This window comes from Pontibacter sp. FD36, from assembly GCF_015686655.1.
Classification (GTDB): Bacteria; Bacteroidota; Bacteroidia; order Cytophagales; family Hymenobacteraceae; genus Pontibacter.
On sequence record NZ_JADPMP010000003.1, the window covers coordinates 60,373 to 77,159 of the forward strand.

Here is a 16,787-nt window from a genome sequence, read left to right on the forward strand (position 1 = left end):
ACAAAACCAGGCAGCTGGTTAAAAGGTAAACCCGGTCATCACGCTCAGGCTGTGAATAGGTAAGCGTAACTCCCGGAGGTGAGAGAAACCCTCGGCTGTTTCATAACGCGTCTCTACAAACAGGGCCTTATGCTCACTGACATGATAGGATACACCTACTCCTCCAAGCAAGCCAAAGTTGCCTTTTCTGAAAATGCCGACCAGCGCTTCCCGTTCCTGAACAGAGCTGGTGGAGTGAAAAGTGCTGTGAGATTTTTCTACGCGTTTAGAACGGATGACCTGCGAATAAGATACTCCCAGGTTCAGGAAGGGTCGTATTTTGCCCGTAGGCAAGGTATAGCGTAGCTGGGCCGGAAACTTCAGATAGTCCAGGTCAAACGTCAGGTCGTAGTCAGTGGTTCTTCCAAAGTAACTCACATTATTGATCTCGCCCTTGAAGCGGTAAGGTGCATACAGGAGTTCTAACTGCAGCGAAAGCTTCTCACTGAGTGCCGGGTTTCTGACATGGAAGGCCAGGCCACCGCCTATACCCAGACCGGTACTTTCGTAAGTGCCATCTACATAAAGATGATAGCCCGTAGGTTTCAGAGAGGACACGCTATAGCTGATCACCGGCATCATCGTCACCTGAATTTTAGACGGCGGCTGTATGTGGTGAATGTCAGCACCTATGCAATCGTTATATTCCTCTGTGATTTTGAGAAGCGAGTTGGCCTTAAGCTGCACCGAGGAAAGCCGCTTCTCAGTAATAGTGGGGCACTCCACAAAGGCAGAACCCAGTACGCCCTGAAAAGCCCGGTCAAGTACTTTGTACCGTTTGCCGCTGGTTTGGTCTTTGCGCGTGTAAGAGGTTTGTCCAAGTTCTACCAGTTCGCCATTGTCTTTGGAGAAGTAGAAACGGTCGCGGTCTCTTTCGTCCCGCAAGGTGTACACGCTGGCTTTGCCTTTAATGAGGATGTGTAAAAAGAAGCGTTCGAAACCTGTGCGCTCCGGAGTAGGCACCAGCCAGGATTCGAATGCCTTTTTTTCATTGGTAAAGCCATAGGCCTGAATCTCGTCCGGACTGTAGGTATGTACGTTGGCATCAGGACTGGTTTTGAAGCTTGCTATTTTTGAGCTACGGATAGCGCCCCGGTAGTCAACATAGCCCTGCAGGGTATCGCCACTACGGACAATATAGCCAGGTCTGAAATCTTGCTGGGCGATGGCATGCGTCAAGCAAAGGCACAGAAAAAATACAAGGTATAGCTGTTTCATAATGTTTGTTTTGGAGTTGCGGGGGTAAGGGTGTGCTAAAAGTAAAATCCTATACCCAGGTTGGTTTTACTCAGGCTAAAGGAGTTCTTTAACTGACTGCCTCTGTCGAAGCCATATAGATAATCCACCGCGTTAAGCTTCAATTCTATACCTATTCTTTCGTTTGGGAAAAAGACAAGACCAGGTGATAAGGTGCCATAAAGCGAAGCCTCCCTTGAGCGGGATGTTGAAGAGGATTGTGAACCAGGTGAGGGCGTCATGGGGTCACCGAACTGTCCCGTGCCTGAGTAATGTAGCTCCGATCTCTCGCTGATAAACGCAAGGCCAGCAGTGCCCTCAGCAAACAGGGCAAACTTGTTGCCCAGGCTAATGTAGTAGCGGGCCATAGGACCTATGTTATAAGTGTGGGTTATGGTTTTGTTGTCATAGAAATAAAACATACTGGAGCTACTGGGAGCAGATGTTCTTTCCTCCCGATTTGAAGCATACTTATAGCCATAACTAAGGCCGACTACCAGTTTGTCTTTCAGGAAATAGCCCATAGAGGAGGAGGCTTCCAAAGAAGTAACACGGCTAAACTCGTCGGGTTTGGAAAAGCCCGCACCTGCATGTAGGGCGACAAGCTTGTTGCCTGTTTGGAGTTGGGCAAAGGCACTGCTGGCTACCAGCATCAGCAGCAAGAGGAGGTTTGTTGTTTTCATGGCTCAAAGATTTACCATGAAATATAGAAATAAATAAATGTTTTTTGGAAATCAGCAAAGGAAATATTTTGAGGAAGACATCGGGCATTCTGCTGATCTTCAACAGGCTACCAACAAAAAAAATCCCCTGCCGAGAAACTCGACAGGGGATTCCACTATTTTGAGTTAATGCTTATTTCTTACCGTCTACTTCTTCGTAGTCCACGTCGGTCACACCGCCGTCGTCAGTAGCAGCGCCCTGCGGACCGCCAGCCTGCTGGCCGTTTCCGGCTGCACCAGCTGCGCCTTCCTGTCCGGCACCGGCTGCGTACATCTCCTGAGAGGCTGCCTGCCATGCGTTGTTCAGGCTTTCGATCGCTGCGTCAATTCCGGCGATGTCCTTCGCACCGTGTGCTGTTCTGAGCTGACCCAGTGCACTCTCGATGTTAGACTTGTTGCCTTCCGACAGCTTGTCGCCATACTCTTTCAGCTGCTTCTCGGTCTGGAAGATCATAGAGTCAGCTGCGTTCAGCTTCTCAATCTCTTCTTTCGCCTTCTTGTCAGCTTCGGCGTTGGCTTCAGCTTCCTGACGCATTTTCTCGATTTCCTGCTCGCTCAGACCAGAAGAAGCCTCAATGCGGATCTTCTGCTCTTTGCCAGTAGCTTTGTCCTTGGCAGTTACATGCAGGATACCGTTAGCATCGATATCGAAAATTACTTCGATTTGCGGAACGCCACGAGGTGCTGGTGGAATGCCATCCAGGTGGAAGCGACCGATCGTACGGTTGTCTTTCGCCATTGGGCGCTCACCTTGCAGTACGTGAATTTCTACCGATGGCTGGTTATCTGAAGCAGTTGAGAAAGTCTCGGACTTCTTCGTAGGGATAGTCGTGTTAGACTCAATCAGTTTGGTCATCACACCACCCATTGTCTCGATACCCAGTGAAAGCGGCGTTACGTCCAGCAGAAGTACGTCTTTTACTTCACCTGTCAGTACACCACCCTGAATCGCAGCACCGATGGCTACTACTTCATCCGGGTTCACACCTTTAGAAGGCTTCTTGCCGAAGAACTTCTCTACTTCTTCCTGTACCTTAGGTATACGGGTAGAACCACCTACCAGAATCACCTCATCGATGTCAGAAGTTGACAGACCAGCGTCCTGAAGAGCTTTCTTGCAAGGCTCCATCGAGCGACGGATCAGGTCGTCAGACAGCTGCTCGAACTTAGCGCGAGTCAGTTTGCGTACCAAGTGCTTTGGCACACCATCCACCGGCATGATGTATGGCAGGTTGATCTCTGTTTCGTTAGAAGAAGAAAGCTCAATCTTCGCTTTCTCAGCAGCCTCTTTCAAGCGCTGCAGTGCCATTGGGTCTTTGCGCAGATCCAGGCCTTCGTCGTTCTTAAACTCGTCGGCCAACCAGTTGATGATCACCTGGTCAAAGTCGTCTCCACCAAGGTGGGTGTCACCGTTAGTCGAAAGTACTTCAAACACGCCGTCACCCAGCTCCAGGATAGAGATATCAAATGTACCGCCACCAAGGTCGAATACTGCGATCTTCTGGTCTTTGTGTTTTTTGTCGAGGCCGTAAGCAAGCGCTGCCGCTGTAGGCTCGTTGATGATACGCTTCACTTCAAGGCCTGCGATCTGACCAGCTTCTTTCGTTGCCTGGCGCTGTGCATCGTTAAAGTAGGCAGGAACGGTGATAACCGCTTCTGTTACCGTCGTGCCCAGGTAGTCTTCTGCAGTAGCCTTCATTTTCTGAAGTACCATTGCCGAAATCTCTTGAGGTGTGTACTGGCGGTCGCCAATCTCTACACGCACGGTGTTGTTACCACCCTGGATCACTTTGTAAGACACCTGCTTGGACTCTTCGCTTACTTCATTGTAGCTGTGGCCCATGAAGCGCTTGATCGAAGCGATCGTGTTCTGTGGGTTTGTGATTGCCTGACGTTTGGCAGGGTCACCTACCTTACGCTCGCCTTTACCGCCGTCCAGAAACGCGACGATAGACGGAGTAGTTCTGCGGCCTTCGCTGTTAGGAATAACCACCGGCTCGTTACCTTCCATTACGGCAACGCAGGAGTTGGTTGTACCTAAGTCAATACCAATTATCTTTCCCATTCTATAGTTTTATAATGATTCGATTACAATTTCTTTTTACTGTTGGTAGCACTATTACAAGGGATGTGCCAAGGCGATATATAGCTGTTTTGCCTGTCATTCTGTCACAGGATGAGGTATGCTATACCTTGTTTGTCTGACCATGCAACAGGTGCCCCGCTCGTGTGCGACATAATTACTGCAGTATTGGTACTGTGTTGCTTCGCTGTAGGTTCTAAAATAAAGCACTCCTCTGGAGCTAATCATGCGGTGCTGCTTTTGGGCCACCGAACCTTGGGTGTTCATCAATTGTCATCCTGAAAGAATGGAGAGATCTGAAACATGGCTGTGCCTAAACAGGGTGCCGGATCTCTCTTATGGAGAAATAAAGCAGCATCAAGTTTAAGGTGAGGGTATTGGGTGAGGAAGCAGGTTGCTACAGCGAGTCCGTTTGCTTTTTTAGCTAAACTTTTATAAATCAGAAGTTCAAACAAACTGATCCAAAACCTTTTCGCTCACCTTTACATGAAAAGCACCTTTCTTAGAACTGGCACAACGGCTTGTCTGCTGCTGGCACTGACCATGTCGTCGCCGGAGGCGGTGGCCCAGAAACAGAAGCCACGCACAAGCAAACAAAAAGAAGCAGCTGCCCCTTACGAAGCCAAGCTATATAATGGCATGACCTGGCGCTCCATCGGCCCTTTCCGGGGCGGACGTTCCGCTACCGTGACAGGCGTGCCCGGTAAACCAAACCTTTACTACATGGGCACCGTGGGTGGCGGCGTATGGCGCACCACCGATGGCGGCTCTACTTGGGAGAACATTTCCGACGGCTTCTTCGGTGGGTCCATCGGTGCCGTGGCGGTAAGCGAAGCTGACCCGAATGTGATCTATGTAGGCGAAGGGGAGAAGACGGTGCGCGGTAACGTGTCATCGGGGCATGGGATGTGGCGCTCCGTAGACGCCGGCAAGACCTGGGAGCAGATCGGCCTGAAGGATTCGAAGCATATCGGCCGCATTCGCATTCACCCGACAAATCCGGATATTGTATATGTGGCTGTGATGGGTGACCTGTACAAGTCGCACGAAGAACGGGGCGTGTTCAAAAGCACGGACGGTGGCAAAACCTGGAAGAAGACCTTGTTTGCCAACAAAGATGCTGGTGCCGTTGACCTGATCATCGATCCGAACAACCCGCGTCACCTGTACGCCACTACCTGGAACGTGCGCCGCAGCCCGTATAGTCTGTCTTCCGGCGGACCGGGCTCCGGCATCTGGAAAAGTACCGACGGCGGTGACACCTGGAAAGATATCTCAAAAAACGAAGGTCTGCCAAAAGGTACACTGGGCATCATTGGTGTGACAGTATCACCGGTTAACTCCAACCGTGTGTTTGCGATGGTGGAAGCCGATGAAGGCGGTCTGTTCCGTTCCGACGACAGCGGCCTGACCTGGAAGAAGATGAACGATGACCGCAATCTGCGTCAGCGGGCCTGGTATTATACCCGCGTATATGCCGACCCGAAAGACGAGGACGTGGTATACGTGCTGAACGTGGCTTATCACCGCAGCAAGGACGGTGGCAAAACCTTTACATCCGCCTACGCCGGTCACGCTGATCACCACGACCTCTGGATCGCTCCTGAGAATCCGTCGCGTATGGTGATTGCCGACGACGGCGGGGCGCAGGTAACCTCGGACGGCGGCATGAACTGGAGTACGATGAACAACCAGCCGACCGGACAGTTTTACCGCGTCGTGACCGACAACCACTTCCCGTACCGCATTTATGGTGCGCAGCAGGATAATTCTACGGTACGTATCAGTCACCGCTCTGCTGGTTGGGGGATTACGGAAGATGATTGGGAAGAAACAGCCGGTTCAGAGAGTGCGCATTTGGCCGTGAATCCGGAGAATCCGGAGATTGTGTACGGCGGTAACTACGGCGGTTTTTTGTCACGTGTGGACCACAGCAATGGGCAGGAAAGGGTAATCAACGTTTGGCCGGACAATCCGATGGGGCATGGCGCCGAAGGCATGAAGTACCGTTTCCAGTGGAATTTCCCGATCATGTTTTCGCCCAACGACCCGAAGAAACTCTACACCACCTCCAACCACGTGCATGTGACCTACAACGAAGGGCAGTCCTGGGAAACTATCAGCCCGGACCTGACCCGCAATGACTCAACCAAATTAGGACCGTCTGGTGGACCGATCACCAAAGACAATACCAGTGTGGAGTACTACGGCACCATCTTCGCCATTAACGAGTCACCGGTAGAGCCGGGCGTGATCTGGACTGGTTCGGATGATGGCCTGATCCACGTGACGCGCGACAATGGCAAGAGCTGGACCAAAGTGCAGCCAAAGGGTATGCCGGAATGGATTCAGATCAACAGCATTGAGGCGCATCCGACTCAAAAGGGTGCCGCTTATGTGGCTGCTACTATGTACAAGTCCGGCGACTTCAGCCCATACCTGTACAAGACAACCGACTATGGCAAGACCTGGACAAAGATCACGACCGGTATACCTGGGCACCACTTCACCCGTGTGGTGCGCGCCGATCCGAAACGAAATGGCTTGCTGTACGCCGGTACGGAGTATGGCATGTATGTGTCGTTCAACGACGGACAGAGCTGGCAGCCGTTCCAGCTGAACCTGCCGATTGTGCCGATCACGGACCTGACCATCAAAAACGACAACCTGATTGCCGCTACGCAGGGCCGAAGCTTCTGGATTATTGACGATTTAACGCCACTGCACCAGCTAAAGGAAGGTATAGCGAAGAGCAAGTTCCACCTGTACCAGCCGCTGGATACTTACAAAATGGACGGCGGTAACCGGGGCCTTTCCAAGACTGCCGGCGAAAACCACCCGGGCGGTGTAATGGTGCACTATTACCTGCCACAGAAACCGGATTCTGCTACCGTAGTGCAGTTAGAGATCATGGATCAAAACGGTAAGCTGATTCGCAGCTATGCCAGTAATGCGAAAGAGAAAAAGGACCAGTTGGCCGTGAAGGAAGGTATGAACCGCTACGTGTGGGACATGCGCTACCCGGAGGCCAGCCGTTTCGAGGGCATCATCCTGTGGGGGGGTGGCCTGCAGGGACCTAAGGCTATACCTGGAAACTACAAAGCCAAGCTGATGGTGAACAAAGAGAGCCAGGAAACAGCCTTCACAATTCTGCCAGATCCGCGCACCAAAGCCACACCGGAAGACAGGGCGGCGCAGTTCAACTTCCTGACCGAGGTGCGCGATAAACTGACCGAAACGCATGATGCGATCAAAGACATCCGCACCATGCGGGCACAGCTCAACACGCTCAAAGGCAACCTGAAAGGACAGAAGAACTACAAAGACGTGGTAGAGTCTGCCACCGCGATCGACAAAAAAATCACGGCCATTGAAGAGGCGCTGTACCAGACGAAGAACCGAAGCGGTCAGGACCCGCTCAACTTCCCGATTCGCCTGAACAACAAACTGGCGAACCTGGTGGGGCAGGTGAGCACTGGCGACTTCCGTCCGACTGATCAGGCTTATGCTTTCAAAAAGGAAATCACTGCCCAGATCGACGAGCAGCTTAATCTGTTTAAGCAGGTACAAACACAGGATGTGCCAGCACTGAACAGACTGGTGAAGGAAAAAGGTGTAGATGCGATCTCGGTGAAGAAAGCAGAAGCGGCTCCGGCAACAGGATCTTTGTAAGGTATAGCCTGTACCTATAAATAACGAAAGCCCTGCCAGGAATGGCAGGGCTTTCTATTTTGTTCGTGTTGCAAACTGATGTTGTTAAAAAGCAGGATGCGCTATTCTCAAATGACAGGTATAGGTGCCGGAGTCAGGTATAGCTGAAGGACCTATTGCTTCTCCACCACCAATTGTGCTTTTTGCACTTCGCCTTCGTGTGCCTGGCCAGGGTATGGCTTCACATCTTTTAGGGTGAATTTGTAACTGACATCGCCAACTGCAGCTTCTACGGTATGGGTTTCTCTGGCTGCCTCCGTACCGCAGTCTCCAATGCAGAGTGTGATATTTTCATTCACGCCCTGACTGTTGGAGGCCCGCAGCGCAACACTGGCATTGCCTGCTGTCACGCAATTAACATCGGTGGGGCAGCGGGAGTCTTCAATACTTTTCAAAGCCACGATCAGGCGGCGGGGCACTTCCTCGCCGTACAACGTAATTTGCCCGTACTGCTGCAGGAGCGCCTCCTGACCGAACTTCAGGTCGTCGGTATCTTTTTTGAACTCCGTGGTTTCATAGGACTCGTCCTGTTGGCATTGCGTAAAGAGCGCCAGGGCCAGGAGTGGATAGAAAAGTTTAATCATAGTAGTATAGTTTTTCAACCGTAAGAGTCTCTAAAACGGGGAATGGTTGCAATTAGTATCTAAACTTTAAAGACTGGTGTCGCCACATTGTTTATCTGCCGCAATTGTTGGATATTGGGCTTTCATACCTATTCTGATCTATCTACGTGAGTACCAGTACTGCCACCCTTGTAAAACAGAAAATAAAAACGCTTGCCGAACGGCTGCGTAATTTCCGGGTGTATCACCGCTACCTGGGGCTGATTCTGGGCGTGTTTATCCTGATAAGCAGTATAACAGGTATACTGCTGGGCTGGAAAAAAGACGTGGACCTGCTGCAGCCGCCTACTCAAAAAGGAGCCAGCACAGACCTGCAACAATGGCTGCCGTTGGCCGAACTGTCAGCACGTTCGCTCGCCGGCCTGGACTCGGCAGCGGCAATCGACAACAACCCTATTGACCGCATAGAGGCTAGGCTGGACAAAGGCATCGTCAAGACTATTTTCAAGGAAGGAAGCTGGGAAGTGCAGCTGGATGCCAGCACCGGCAAAGTGCTCTCCGTGGCACGCCGCCATTCTGACTGGATCGAGAAAGTGCACGATGGCTCCATCATCAGTGATTTCTTTAAGTTGATTTCAATGAATGTGCTGGGATTTGGACTACTGTTCCTCTCTATCACAGGGTTCTTCCTGTGGTTTTATCCAAAACAGATCAGAAAGATCAAGAGCGAGTAAACTGCATGAAAAAGCTCCTGCATTTGATGGGATGGCTGTGCTTGCTCAACACTCCCACGTTCGGGCAAATCCTGACCGTGAAAGATCAGGTCACGCATCAGCCCCTAGAGATGGTGCAGCTTTACAGCAAACGTTCCGACCAAATCAGCTTTACTGACAGTAAAGGGCAGGTAGACATCAGTTCGTTCAAAGGCCTCGATAGTCTGGTGGTCCGCTTGGTGGGTTATGATCAGAAAATCTTGTCTTACGGGCAACTAGAACGGAAGGGCTTTCAGCTATACCTGCGCGAAAACAACATTTCCCTGCGCACCGTGGTGGTTTCGGCTACCCGATGGCAGCAGGACGCCAAGGAAGTGCCGCAGCGCGTGAGCACCATCAAGCCCAAAGATGTGCTGCTGCAGCAACCGCAGACTGCCGCCGACATGCTGGGGCAGGCAGGGGAGGTATTTATCCAGAAAAGTCAGGGTGGAGGCGGAAGCCCTATGATCCGCGGATTTGCAACTAATCGGGTATTGCTTGCCGTGGACGGTGTGCGCATGAACACGGCCATTTTCCGGAGCGGCAATCTGCAGAATGTTATTTCCCTTGATCCTTTCGCCACAGAAAAAACAGAAGTGATGTTCGGACCGGGCTCCGTCATGTACGGCAGCGATGCCATTGGCGGCGTGATGAACTTCTATACCTTATCACCGAAGTTTTCGGCAGACGCATCACCGTTGATCAAAGGCAGCGCTGCCGTTCGATGGTCTTCAGCCAACTACGAGAAAACCGGCCACCTCGATCTAAGTTACAGCCTGAAAAAATGGGCTTTCCTGACCAGCGCAACCTTCAGCGATTACGGCGACCTGACAATGGGATCAAATGGGCCGGATGATTACCTGTGGAAAGAGTATGTGCGCAGCCACAATGGACAGGATGAAGTGATTACTAATTCTGATCCGGAGCGACAGGTGTACACGGGCTACGACCAGTTGAACCTGATGCAGAAGATCAGGTATAGGCCCAGCAACAAATGGGAATTGCGGTACGGTTTCCATTACTCCACCACCTCCGATGTGCCCCGCTACGACCGCCTGATCCTGTACCGAAATGGCAGACTGCGCTCGGCGGAGTGGTACTACGGTCCGCAGGTATGGTTGATGAACAACCTGCAGGCAACGCACCAGTCTAGCAACATGCTGTTTGATCAAGTGAACATCACCTTGGCGCATCAGCTTTTTGAGGAAAGTCGTCACAACCGCGACTTTGGCAAGCCGGTCCGGTATGACCGATTCGAAAAAGTTAATGCCTACTCCGCCAATCTTGACTTTGAAAAGGCACTAGACCGGCGGCACCACCTGTTTTATGGTCTGGAGGCGATCTATAATAAAGTGAACTCCACTGGCACAGACGAGAATACCAGCACGGGTAGTTCGGTGCCTGGCTCGTCCCGGTATCCGGACGGGGCTGACTGGAGCTCCTACGCCGCTTTCCTGACATACCGCTTTAAGGCTGGCGAGCAATTTACGGTGCTTACCGGTGCCAGGTATAACCATGTTTTACTGCATGCAGCTTTCGACAAGAGTTTCTATGATCTCCCTTTCGCTTCCGCCGATATAAACAAAGGGGCTGTGACCGGAAGCGCAGGTATGGTGTATAGCCCGCAGCCAAGCTGGCAGCTGAGTACTAACTTATCCACGGGTTTTCGCTCCCCGAATGTGGACGACATCGGTAAGATTTTCGATTCCGCGCCGGGGCTGGTTGTAGTGCCGAACCCGGACCTGAAACCGGAGTACGCCTACAATGCGGACCTGGGATTTGCTAAAACATTCGGAGAGGTACTCAAATTGGATGCGACTGCTTTCTATACCTATCTACAGGATGCGCTGGTGCGACGAGACTATACCTTAAACGGCAACAACAGCATCGAATATGAGGGAGAACTGAGCCAAATGCAGGCAATTCAAAATGCCGCCTTCGCCAGGGTGTGGGGTGTACAGGCAGGTATAGAACTGAAATTACCGGCTGGTTTTGGTCTCACCTCCAGGTATAGCGTGCAGCGTGGGCGGGAAGAACTGGATAATGGAACAGAAGCTCCCTTGCGCCATGCCGCCCCTGCTTTCGGAACAACCCGGTTGACCTATAGCCGCAACCGTTTCAAGGCAGATCTATACGCCGTGTATAATGGAGCGATCAGGTATAGCCAGCTGGCACCCGAAGAGCAGGACAAAGCTTACCTGTATGCTAGTGATGAAAACGGGAGTCCTTACAGCCCGGCCTGGACTACGCTCAACCTGAAGGTGCTCTACCAACTGAACCGGCACCTGTCGCTGAGTGGAGGGATAGAGAACATCACCGACAAGCGTTACCGGCCTTATTCCTCAGGTATAGCCGCTCCGGGCAGAAACTTTGTGCTGTCTGTGCGGGCTACTATTTAAGCCTATTGCTGCAGGTAATTAACTACCTTACCTTGTCTCGGAATCAGTAGCAATTCTTTTTGGCGTCCATTGATGTAGCGGATGCCAGCGGGAGTAAGCACCGCCTGCTCTTCCAGCATCACCCGAATCTCTTTATCTTTCCACTCTGGCAGCGTTACTTTTGCATTAAGTTCGATGGCGTAAGCCGTGTTATGCTGCAGCGGGTAATCACCTGTTCCGGGCGCACCTCCCTGTTTGTCCCACATACCGATGGCGGGACCAGCCCCGTGACCATGGTAGCCAATGGGGTGCGAGTAGATGCTAGCCACAATATTCTCCTGCTTTGCCTGTGCCAATGTCGCTTTCAGTACTTCATTGCCAGTTCTGCCTGGCTTCATGTGTGAGGTGAGGATGTCCTGCAGACGGTTGCCGGTGGCGAGTGCATTTTTCAGGTATAGCGGGGCTTCGGTTTCTCCGGGTTTTAGTACATAGGCTAACTGCTGTACATCGGTGTTGAGGCGGAGATAAGTGATACCGAGGTCGCAGTGCACCAGATCACCGTACTGGATAACCTCCTGCGCCGGACGCTCTGCAAAAGAGCGTTCCGAGTCACCCGCTCCCGGGTTGGCACGCTGTACATCCACAGTCGGGTGAAACCAGGCTTCCAGTTTCAGTTCCGCAATGCGCTCCCGAAACCACCACACCACATCATCAGTCGTAGTCGTGCCAGGCTTGATTACCTTCTCCGAGAAACCTTCCGCAATAATACTGTGCCCGATCTGGCTGATTTGTTCATACAGCTCCAGTTCCGTTTCAGTGCGCACCTGCAGCCAGTCCACCGCCAGTTTTTCCGCCGACACTACACGTTTTTGAAATGCCTTGGGCAGGGAGACTACCAGTCCTTCATATTCCGTTTTCACCAGGCCGTCGGCGTGCCCAAAATGAGAGGAGAAATTCAGTCCGATCTTTTTTGGATTGCGCTCGGCAATGAGCGTAGCGAGACGCTTCCACTGATCAGGCTCCTCTTCCGGATTCCAGGCGCCTTTAAACAGATTCCCGATATCGTAACGTGCTACGGCCAGGCGTTCCACTGTTCTGCCATTGTCAAAGAAGAGCAGGATCGTCCTGCGTCGGGCTGCCAACCAGGTAGCGGGCAACATGGTTTTGATCACCGGGTCTTCGTTGTACTCCCGCGCAATGACCAGCCACATGTCTATACCTTGTTTGCGCATCAGAGTGGGCAACAGGTTGTCGAGTCGTTCCTGTAGTATTTTGTCTTCGAGGATGGCCTGCTCTTTTAGGGGTAAAATGGCATGCATCTGCTGTGCGAAAGCAGGCACTGCCAGGCTCAGGAATAGAAGGAGAGGTAAAAGCTTTCTCATAGATGTTCTGCATTAGGGCGTTAACAAAGATAAGAGAATTGTGCAGACATGAGCTGTAGTAACTGACTTCTTACCACCTCCTGTTTTTAATGGTGACACCTACAGCCGCCAGTCGCTGACCGGTGTGGAAACTTTGCACGGAGCCTCTCAATCCGAAAGTGAGATGCTGTGTTGCCTTTATATCCAGGTTCAGCGCCAACGCATAGCCTGCCTGCAAACCATTTCTAGAGCGCATTTCGGGCTCGAAGTCTGTGATGCCACCCTGCCCATTATACTGAATGGAAAGCCCGTACAACTCCCGTTCGCTGGCATACCTGAGCACCGGGCCTGCAGCCGGGTAAATCTGGACAGGGCCAGCATTGATGAACAGGTTATACAACCCTTCAAGCGCTACGCCATTCGACTTTTGAAAGGTCTCATACCCCTGGCCCCAGCGACGGGTCTGCTCAATGTATGTGCCTGTTGCCAGTATCTCAAAGCCGGAGCGATTCGAGATTTGCGTTTGCATACCACCTATGAACCAGTGCCCAGGAATGTCGCCGTTGCCGGCATACACGGTACCATAACCAACTTTGGGAGTCCATTTGTTCTGTGCCATTGCAGTGAAGGAGGAGGTGAAGAGAAGTGCGAAGAGTATAAGTTTGGTTTTCATAAGCTGGGATTTTAGGTAAGCGTTAGAGATGAAAATAATGCAAGAGGATTTGTATTCAATATATGAAATATTGTATAATTTTTTACGACAATATATGTGCCAGTTTAAGTGCTGATCTAAAATTGGGGCTTAAAACTTTATGTATAAAAAGACAAAGGCAGCCCTATAGGAGCTGCCTTTGCAATAGGTATAGTAATTTTCAGAATTAACTTCTTGCTCTTCTTTCCTGCGCTTTCAAAGTAAACTCAGAAGTAGCCTTGCCACCATCGGCCGTTTCTACTTCCACGATGTACTTACCTGGCTGCAAGTAGATCACTTTGTTGTTAGCAGATTCTACTTTTACGGCTTCTTCACCATCTTTCTTGCTGCCGTTCAGGGCCGTTTCGTAGGCTTTGGCATTGGCTTCGTCTACCGAGAAGTTGTAGCTCACATAGTTCAGACCACGCTCGTTCTCGTCCTTCATTTCCTTCAGCACCTGTCCTTTATCGGTTTTGATGCGGATGGTCGTAGTGCCAGCCTGTGCCGTGTAGAATGGAATTTCTAGGGAAGATTCTGCTGGCTCACCCCAGGCACCCCACGACTGTCCCCAGCGCGGGTTGTAGTTGGTTGGCTGGAAGGCGAACAGGTGCAGCTTCTGATTCTTAATCTCCGGTGTAAGCTGCTGCAGGTGTTCTACGTTGGCAATATAGATGGAACGGCCGTGCGTACCCACAATCAAATCGTTGTCACGTGGGTGTACCACCACATCGTGCACTGACACAGCTGGCATGCCGTTGCGCATCTGCATGAAGGTCTTGCCTCGGTCCATTGAGATGTACAAGCCATGGTCGGTGCCTACGTAAAGCAGGTCCGGGTTCTTCGGGTCTTCCTTTACCACGTTGATAGCCTCTGCTGGCAGGTTTGTGCCCAGGCGCTCCCACTTTTTACCGTTATCTTCCGACACGTATAGGTATGGCGTGAAGTCATCCCAACGGTAACCGTTGAGTGAAGTATACACGCGGTTCTCAGCGTGGTTAGAGGCTACTACAGTTGATACCCACATATTTTGTGGCAGTTTCTTGCCGATATTCTCCCAGTTATAGCCACCGTCTTTGGATACATGGATCGCGCCATCATCGGAGCCTGTGTAGAGCAGACCGAATTTCAGCGGCGACTCATCGATGCTTGTTAGGGTACCGAAGCCAACGTCACCTTTCAGACCACCGTTGGTCAGGTCGCCGGAAAGGGTCTGCATCTCTTCGCCCTTCTTCATGGAGCGGTGGAATTTATTGGAGCCGAAGTATAGGATGTCCTGGTTGTGGCGGCTCAAGTGGATCGGGCTTTCCCAGTTGAAGCGGAGCGGCGTTTCACCCAGTTCATGCGTTGGCTTCACAGAAACACGCTGGCCGGTACGCTTGTCTACGCGGGCATAGTTGCCGTACTGCGAACCCAGGTATACCGTGTTGTTGTCACGGAAATCCACCTGCACCATCATGCCGTCACCCCCGCCTAGGCGCTGGTATGGGTAGCGGCCGTTCTGGGTCCAGGCAGAGCTGGCCTTGTAGTTGCTAGGACCGTACCATGTACCGTTGTCCTGCAAGCCGCCATAAATGTTGTAAGGCTTCTCCATATCCACGGCCACGGCGTAGAACTGCCCTACCGAAGGAGAGTTGGCAATCGCCCAGGTTTTGCCGTCGTCGTAGGTGATGTTCAGGCCACCGTCGTTGCCGTTGATCACGTAGCCTGGTTTGTCAGGGCTCACCCATAGGGCCTGATGATCGGAGTGCACGTTGTCGCCCTCAATGTTGCGGAAGGTCTTGCCTCCGTCGTCTGAGGTCAAAAGCGGCACACCGAGCAGGTATACCTTGTCAGGGTTGTGCGGCGCTACACGTACCACACCGAAGTAGTAACCGTAGCTCGAGTACATGTCGTCGATTGGCTTCTCGTGCGTCTTCTTCCAGGTCTTGCCAGCGTCGTCGGAGCGGTATAGCTCAGCACCTTTCACCGGAGCTTCTGTGGTCACCGCTAACGGGTCTTCCAGGTATGCGGCTAGGGCAGCCGGCTTGATTTTACCGCTCTTCACGTCGGCCTTAACCGTTTTGGCGGTATACTTGGCTGGGAAGCGGTTGTTGTCGAGGAAGCTGTTCAGGTCTTTTTCGTTCAGGGCCAGGAAAGCCTCAGTCGTCATGCCCTTGAACTGATCTTTCTGCAGCTCGCCTGCTTTCGGTTCCTTCTTTTCTACCTGGCACAGCTCCTGGTTGTCCAGGAAAGCGTAAATGATGTTCGGGTTGCCCGGGTGGATGTCGAGACCGATACGGCCTACGCCAGCAGAAGTCGGGAAGCCGCTGCCCTCGGTGCTCACACGAGTCCAGGTGTTGCCACCGTCTGTTGACTTATGGATGCCGGAGGTCTTGCCGCCTTCCACAAAATCCCAGGCGCGGCGCTCGCGGTGCCACATGGCCGTATACAGGTTGTTAGGATTTTTCGGATCGATCACCAGGTCAATCGCTCCTGTGTTATCGTCGATGTACAGGGTCTTCTTCCAGGTCTTGCCGCCGTCAGTGGTTTTATAGATACCCCGGTCTTTGTTAGGTGAGTACAGATGTCCAACCGCAGCTACCCAAACGGTGTTAGGGTCAGTTGGGTGCAGGATGATGCGACCGATGTGATGCGTGTCATCCAGACCCATGTGCTGCCAGGTTTTGCCGCCGTCGGTGCTCTTGTACACACCCACGCCTGAGTAGGAGGAGCGGCTGGAGTTACTCTCGCCGGTACCGATCCAGATCGTTTCGTTGTTGTTCCAGTCCACAGCAATGTCACCGATGGTCATCACCGCTTCGTTGTCGAAGAGGGACTCAAAGGAGATGCCGTTGTTCATGGTTTTCCAGAGTCCGCCCGATGCATAGGCTGCGTAGAAATTAGTCGGATCTTTCGGGTTCACATCCAGGTCAGTGATGCGGCCGCTCTGCACGGTAGGGCCCACATTGCGGAAGGCCAGGTTTTTAACAAGGGAGTTCTGTTCCAGCTGCTGTCGCTTTTCAAACCCCTGCAGCCTTTCTTTGGCGGGTGTGGAAGCCGGCTGCTTTGGTGCTTTCTTCTGAGCCTGCACAGCGCCCCCGCTCAGGGCCACCAGCAGCGCTACAGAAAGTATACGCTTTTGCATTGTGTAGATGTAGGTATAGTTTAGAGTAGATTATTTGAGTTTCTAAAGCTAAGAAATTGTACCGGATTTTGGAACAAAAAGGAACACCAGGTATGGCGCAACCGATTTTCGTGCTGATGGCAAACTG

At 52.0% G+C, this 16,787-nt stretch carries 10 protein-coding genes; 3 read left to right on the forward strand and 7 right to left on the reverse strand.

Annotation, left to right across the window (positions count from 1 at the left end):
* Positions 1-18 precede the first annotated feature (18 nt).
* The 3 genes from I0P70_RS05005 to dnaK all read right to left on the reverse strand — a co-directional run bounded on the left by I0P70_RS05005 (position 19) and on the right by dnaK (position 4,062).
* Positions 19-1,257, reverse strand: a complete 1,239-nt coding sequence (locus I0P70_RS05005) for an outer membrane beta-barrel protein (RefSeq protein WP_196115091.1) — start codon at positions 1,255-1,257, stop codon at positions 19-21.
* A gap of 35 nt (positions 1,258-1,292) precedes the next feature.
* Entirely contained in the window at positions 1,293-1,958 is a 666-nt protein-coding gene (locus tag I0P70_RS05010) for an outer membrane beta-barrel protein (RefSeq protein WP_196115093.1), read from the reverse strand.
* Positions 1,959-2,130: 172 nt separating this feature from the next.
* Positions 2,131-4,062, reverse strand: a complete 1,932-nt coding sequence (gene dnaK / locus I0P70_RS05015; protein ID WP_196115104.1) for a molecular chaperone DnaK — start codon at positions 4,060-4,062, stop codon at positions 2,131-2,133.
* Between the two features lie 504 nt (positions 4,063-4,566).
* Between dnaK and I0P70_RS05020 the strand changes: the two genes are divergently transcribed.
* A complete protein-coding gene (locus I0P70_RS05020; protein WP_196115106.1) occupies positions 4,567-7,752 on the forward strand; it encodes a glycosyl hydrolase in 3,186 nt (1,061 codons plus the stop codon).
* A 152-nt stretch (positions 7,753-7,904) separates the two neighbouring features.
* Here I0P70_RS05020 and I0P70_RS05025 read toward each other — a convergent pair whose 3' ends face one another.
* A complete protein-coding gene (locus I0P70_RS05025; RefSeq protein WP_196115108.1) occupies positions 7,905-8,375 on the reverse strand; it encodes a hypothetical protein in 471 nt (156 codons plus the stop codon).
* A 146-nt stretch (positions 8,376-8,521) separates the two neighbouring features.
* Between I0P70_RS05025 and I0P70_RS05030 the strand changes: the two genes are divergently transcribed.
* Positions 8,522-9,088, forward strand: coding sequence for a PepSY-associated TM helix domain-containing protein (locus tag I0P70_RS05030; protein WP_196115110.1), 567 nt, complete (start codon positions 8,522-8,524; stop codon positions 9,086-9,088).
* Between the two features lie 5 nt (positions 9,089-9,093).
* The gene (locus I0P70_RS05035) at positions 9,094-11,505 is read left to right on the forward strand and encodes a TonB-dependent siderophore receptor (protein WP_196115113.1); all 2,412 of its coding nucleotides are present in this window, start codon (positions 9,094-9,096) and stop codon (positions 11,503-11,505) included.
* A gap of 2 nt (positions 11,506-11,507) precedes the next feature.
* On the opposite strand, the gene I0P70_RS05040 is transcribed toward I0P70_RS05035, so the two are convergent.
* The 3 genes from I0P70_RS05040 to I0P70_RS05050 form a co-directional block, all read right to left on the reverse strand.
* A complete protein-coding gene (locus I0P70_RS05040) occupies positions 11,508-12,866 on the reverse strand; it encodes a M24 family metallopeptidase (RefSeq protein WP_196115115.1) in 1,359 nt (452 codons plus the stop codon).
* Positions 12,867-12,936: 70 nt separating this feature from the next.
* Positions 12,937-13,518: a hypothetical protein gene (locus I0P70_RS05045; protein ID WP_230392009.1), complete on the reverse strand. Its 582-nt coding sequence runs from the start codon at positions 13,516-13,518 to the stop codon at positions 12,937-12,939.
* A 205-nt stretch (positions 13,519-13,723) separates the two neighbouring features.
* Positions 13,724-16,660, reverse strand: a complete 2,937-nt coding sequence (locus I0P70_RS05050) for a glycosyl hydrolase (protein WP_196115117.1) — start codon at positions 16,658-16,660, stop codon at positions 13,724-13,726.
* Positions 16,661-16,787: the final 127 nt, after the last annotated feature.

What these genes read in the sequence shown, in the direction of transcription:
- I0P70_RS05035 (WP_196115113.1), top strand. Translation starts at nt 9,094, where the DNA reads ATGAAAAAGCTCCTGCATTTGATGGGATGGCTGTGCTTGCTCAACACT.
- I0P70_RS05020 (WP_196115106.1), top strand. Translation starts at nt 4,567, where the DNA reads ATGAAAAGCACCTTTCTTAGAACTGGCACAACGGCTTGTCTGCTGCTG.
- I0P70_RS05010 (WP_196115093.1), bottom strand. Translation starts at nt 1,958, where the DNA reads ATGAAAACAACAAACCTCCTCTTGCTGCTGATGCTGGTAGCCAGCAGT.
- I0P70_RS05005 (WP_196115091.1), bottom strand. Translation starts at nt 1,257, where the DNA reads ATGAAACAGCTATACCTTGTATTTTTTCTGTGCCTTTGCTTGACGCAT.
- I0P70_RS05045 (WP_230392009.1), bottom strand. Translation starts at nt 13,518, where the DNA reads ATGAAAACCAAACTTATACTCTTCGCACTTCTCTTCACCTCCTCCTTC.
- I0P70_RS05025 (WP_196115108.1), bottom strand. Translation starts at nt 8,375, where the DNA reads ATGATTAAACTTTTCTATCCACTCCTGGCCCTGGCGCTCTTTACGCAA.
- I0P70_RS05050 (WP_196115117.1), bottom strand. Translation starts at nt 16,660, where the DNA reads ATGCAAAAGCGTATACTTTCTGTAGCGCTGCTGGTGGCCCTGAGCGGG.
- I0P70_RS05040 (WP_196115115.1), bottom strand. Translation starts at nt 12,866, where the DNA reads ATGAGAAAGCTTTTACCTCTCCTTCTATTCCTGAGCCTGGCAGTGCCT.
- dnaK (WP_196115104.1), bottom strand. Translation starts at nt 4,062, where the DNA reads ATGGGAAAGATAATTGGTATTGACTTAGGTACAACCAACTCCTGCGTT.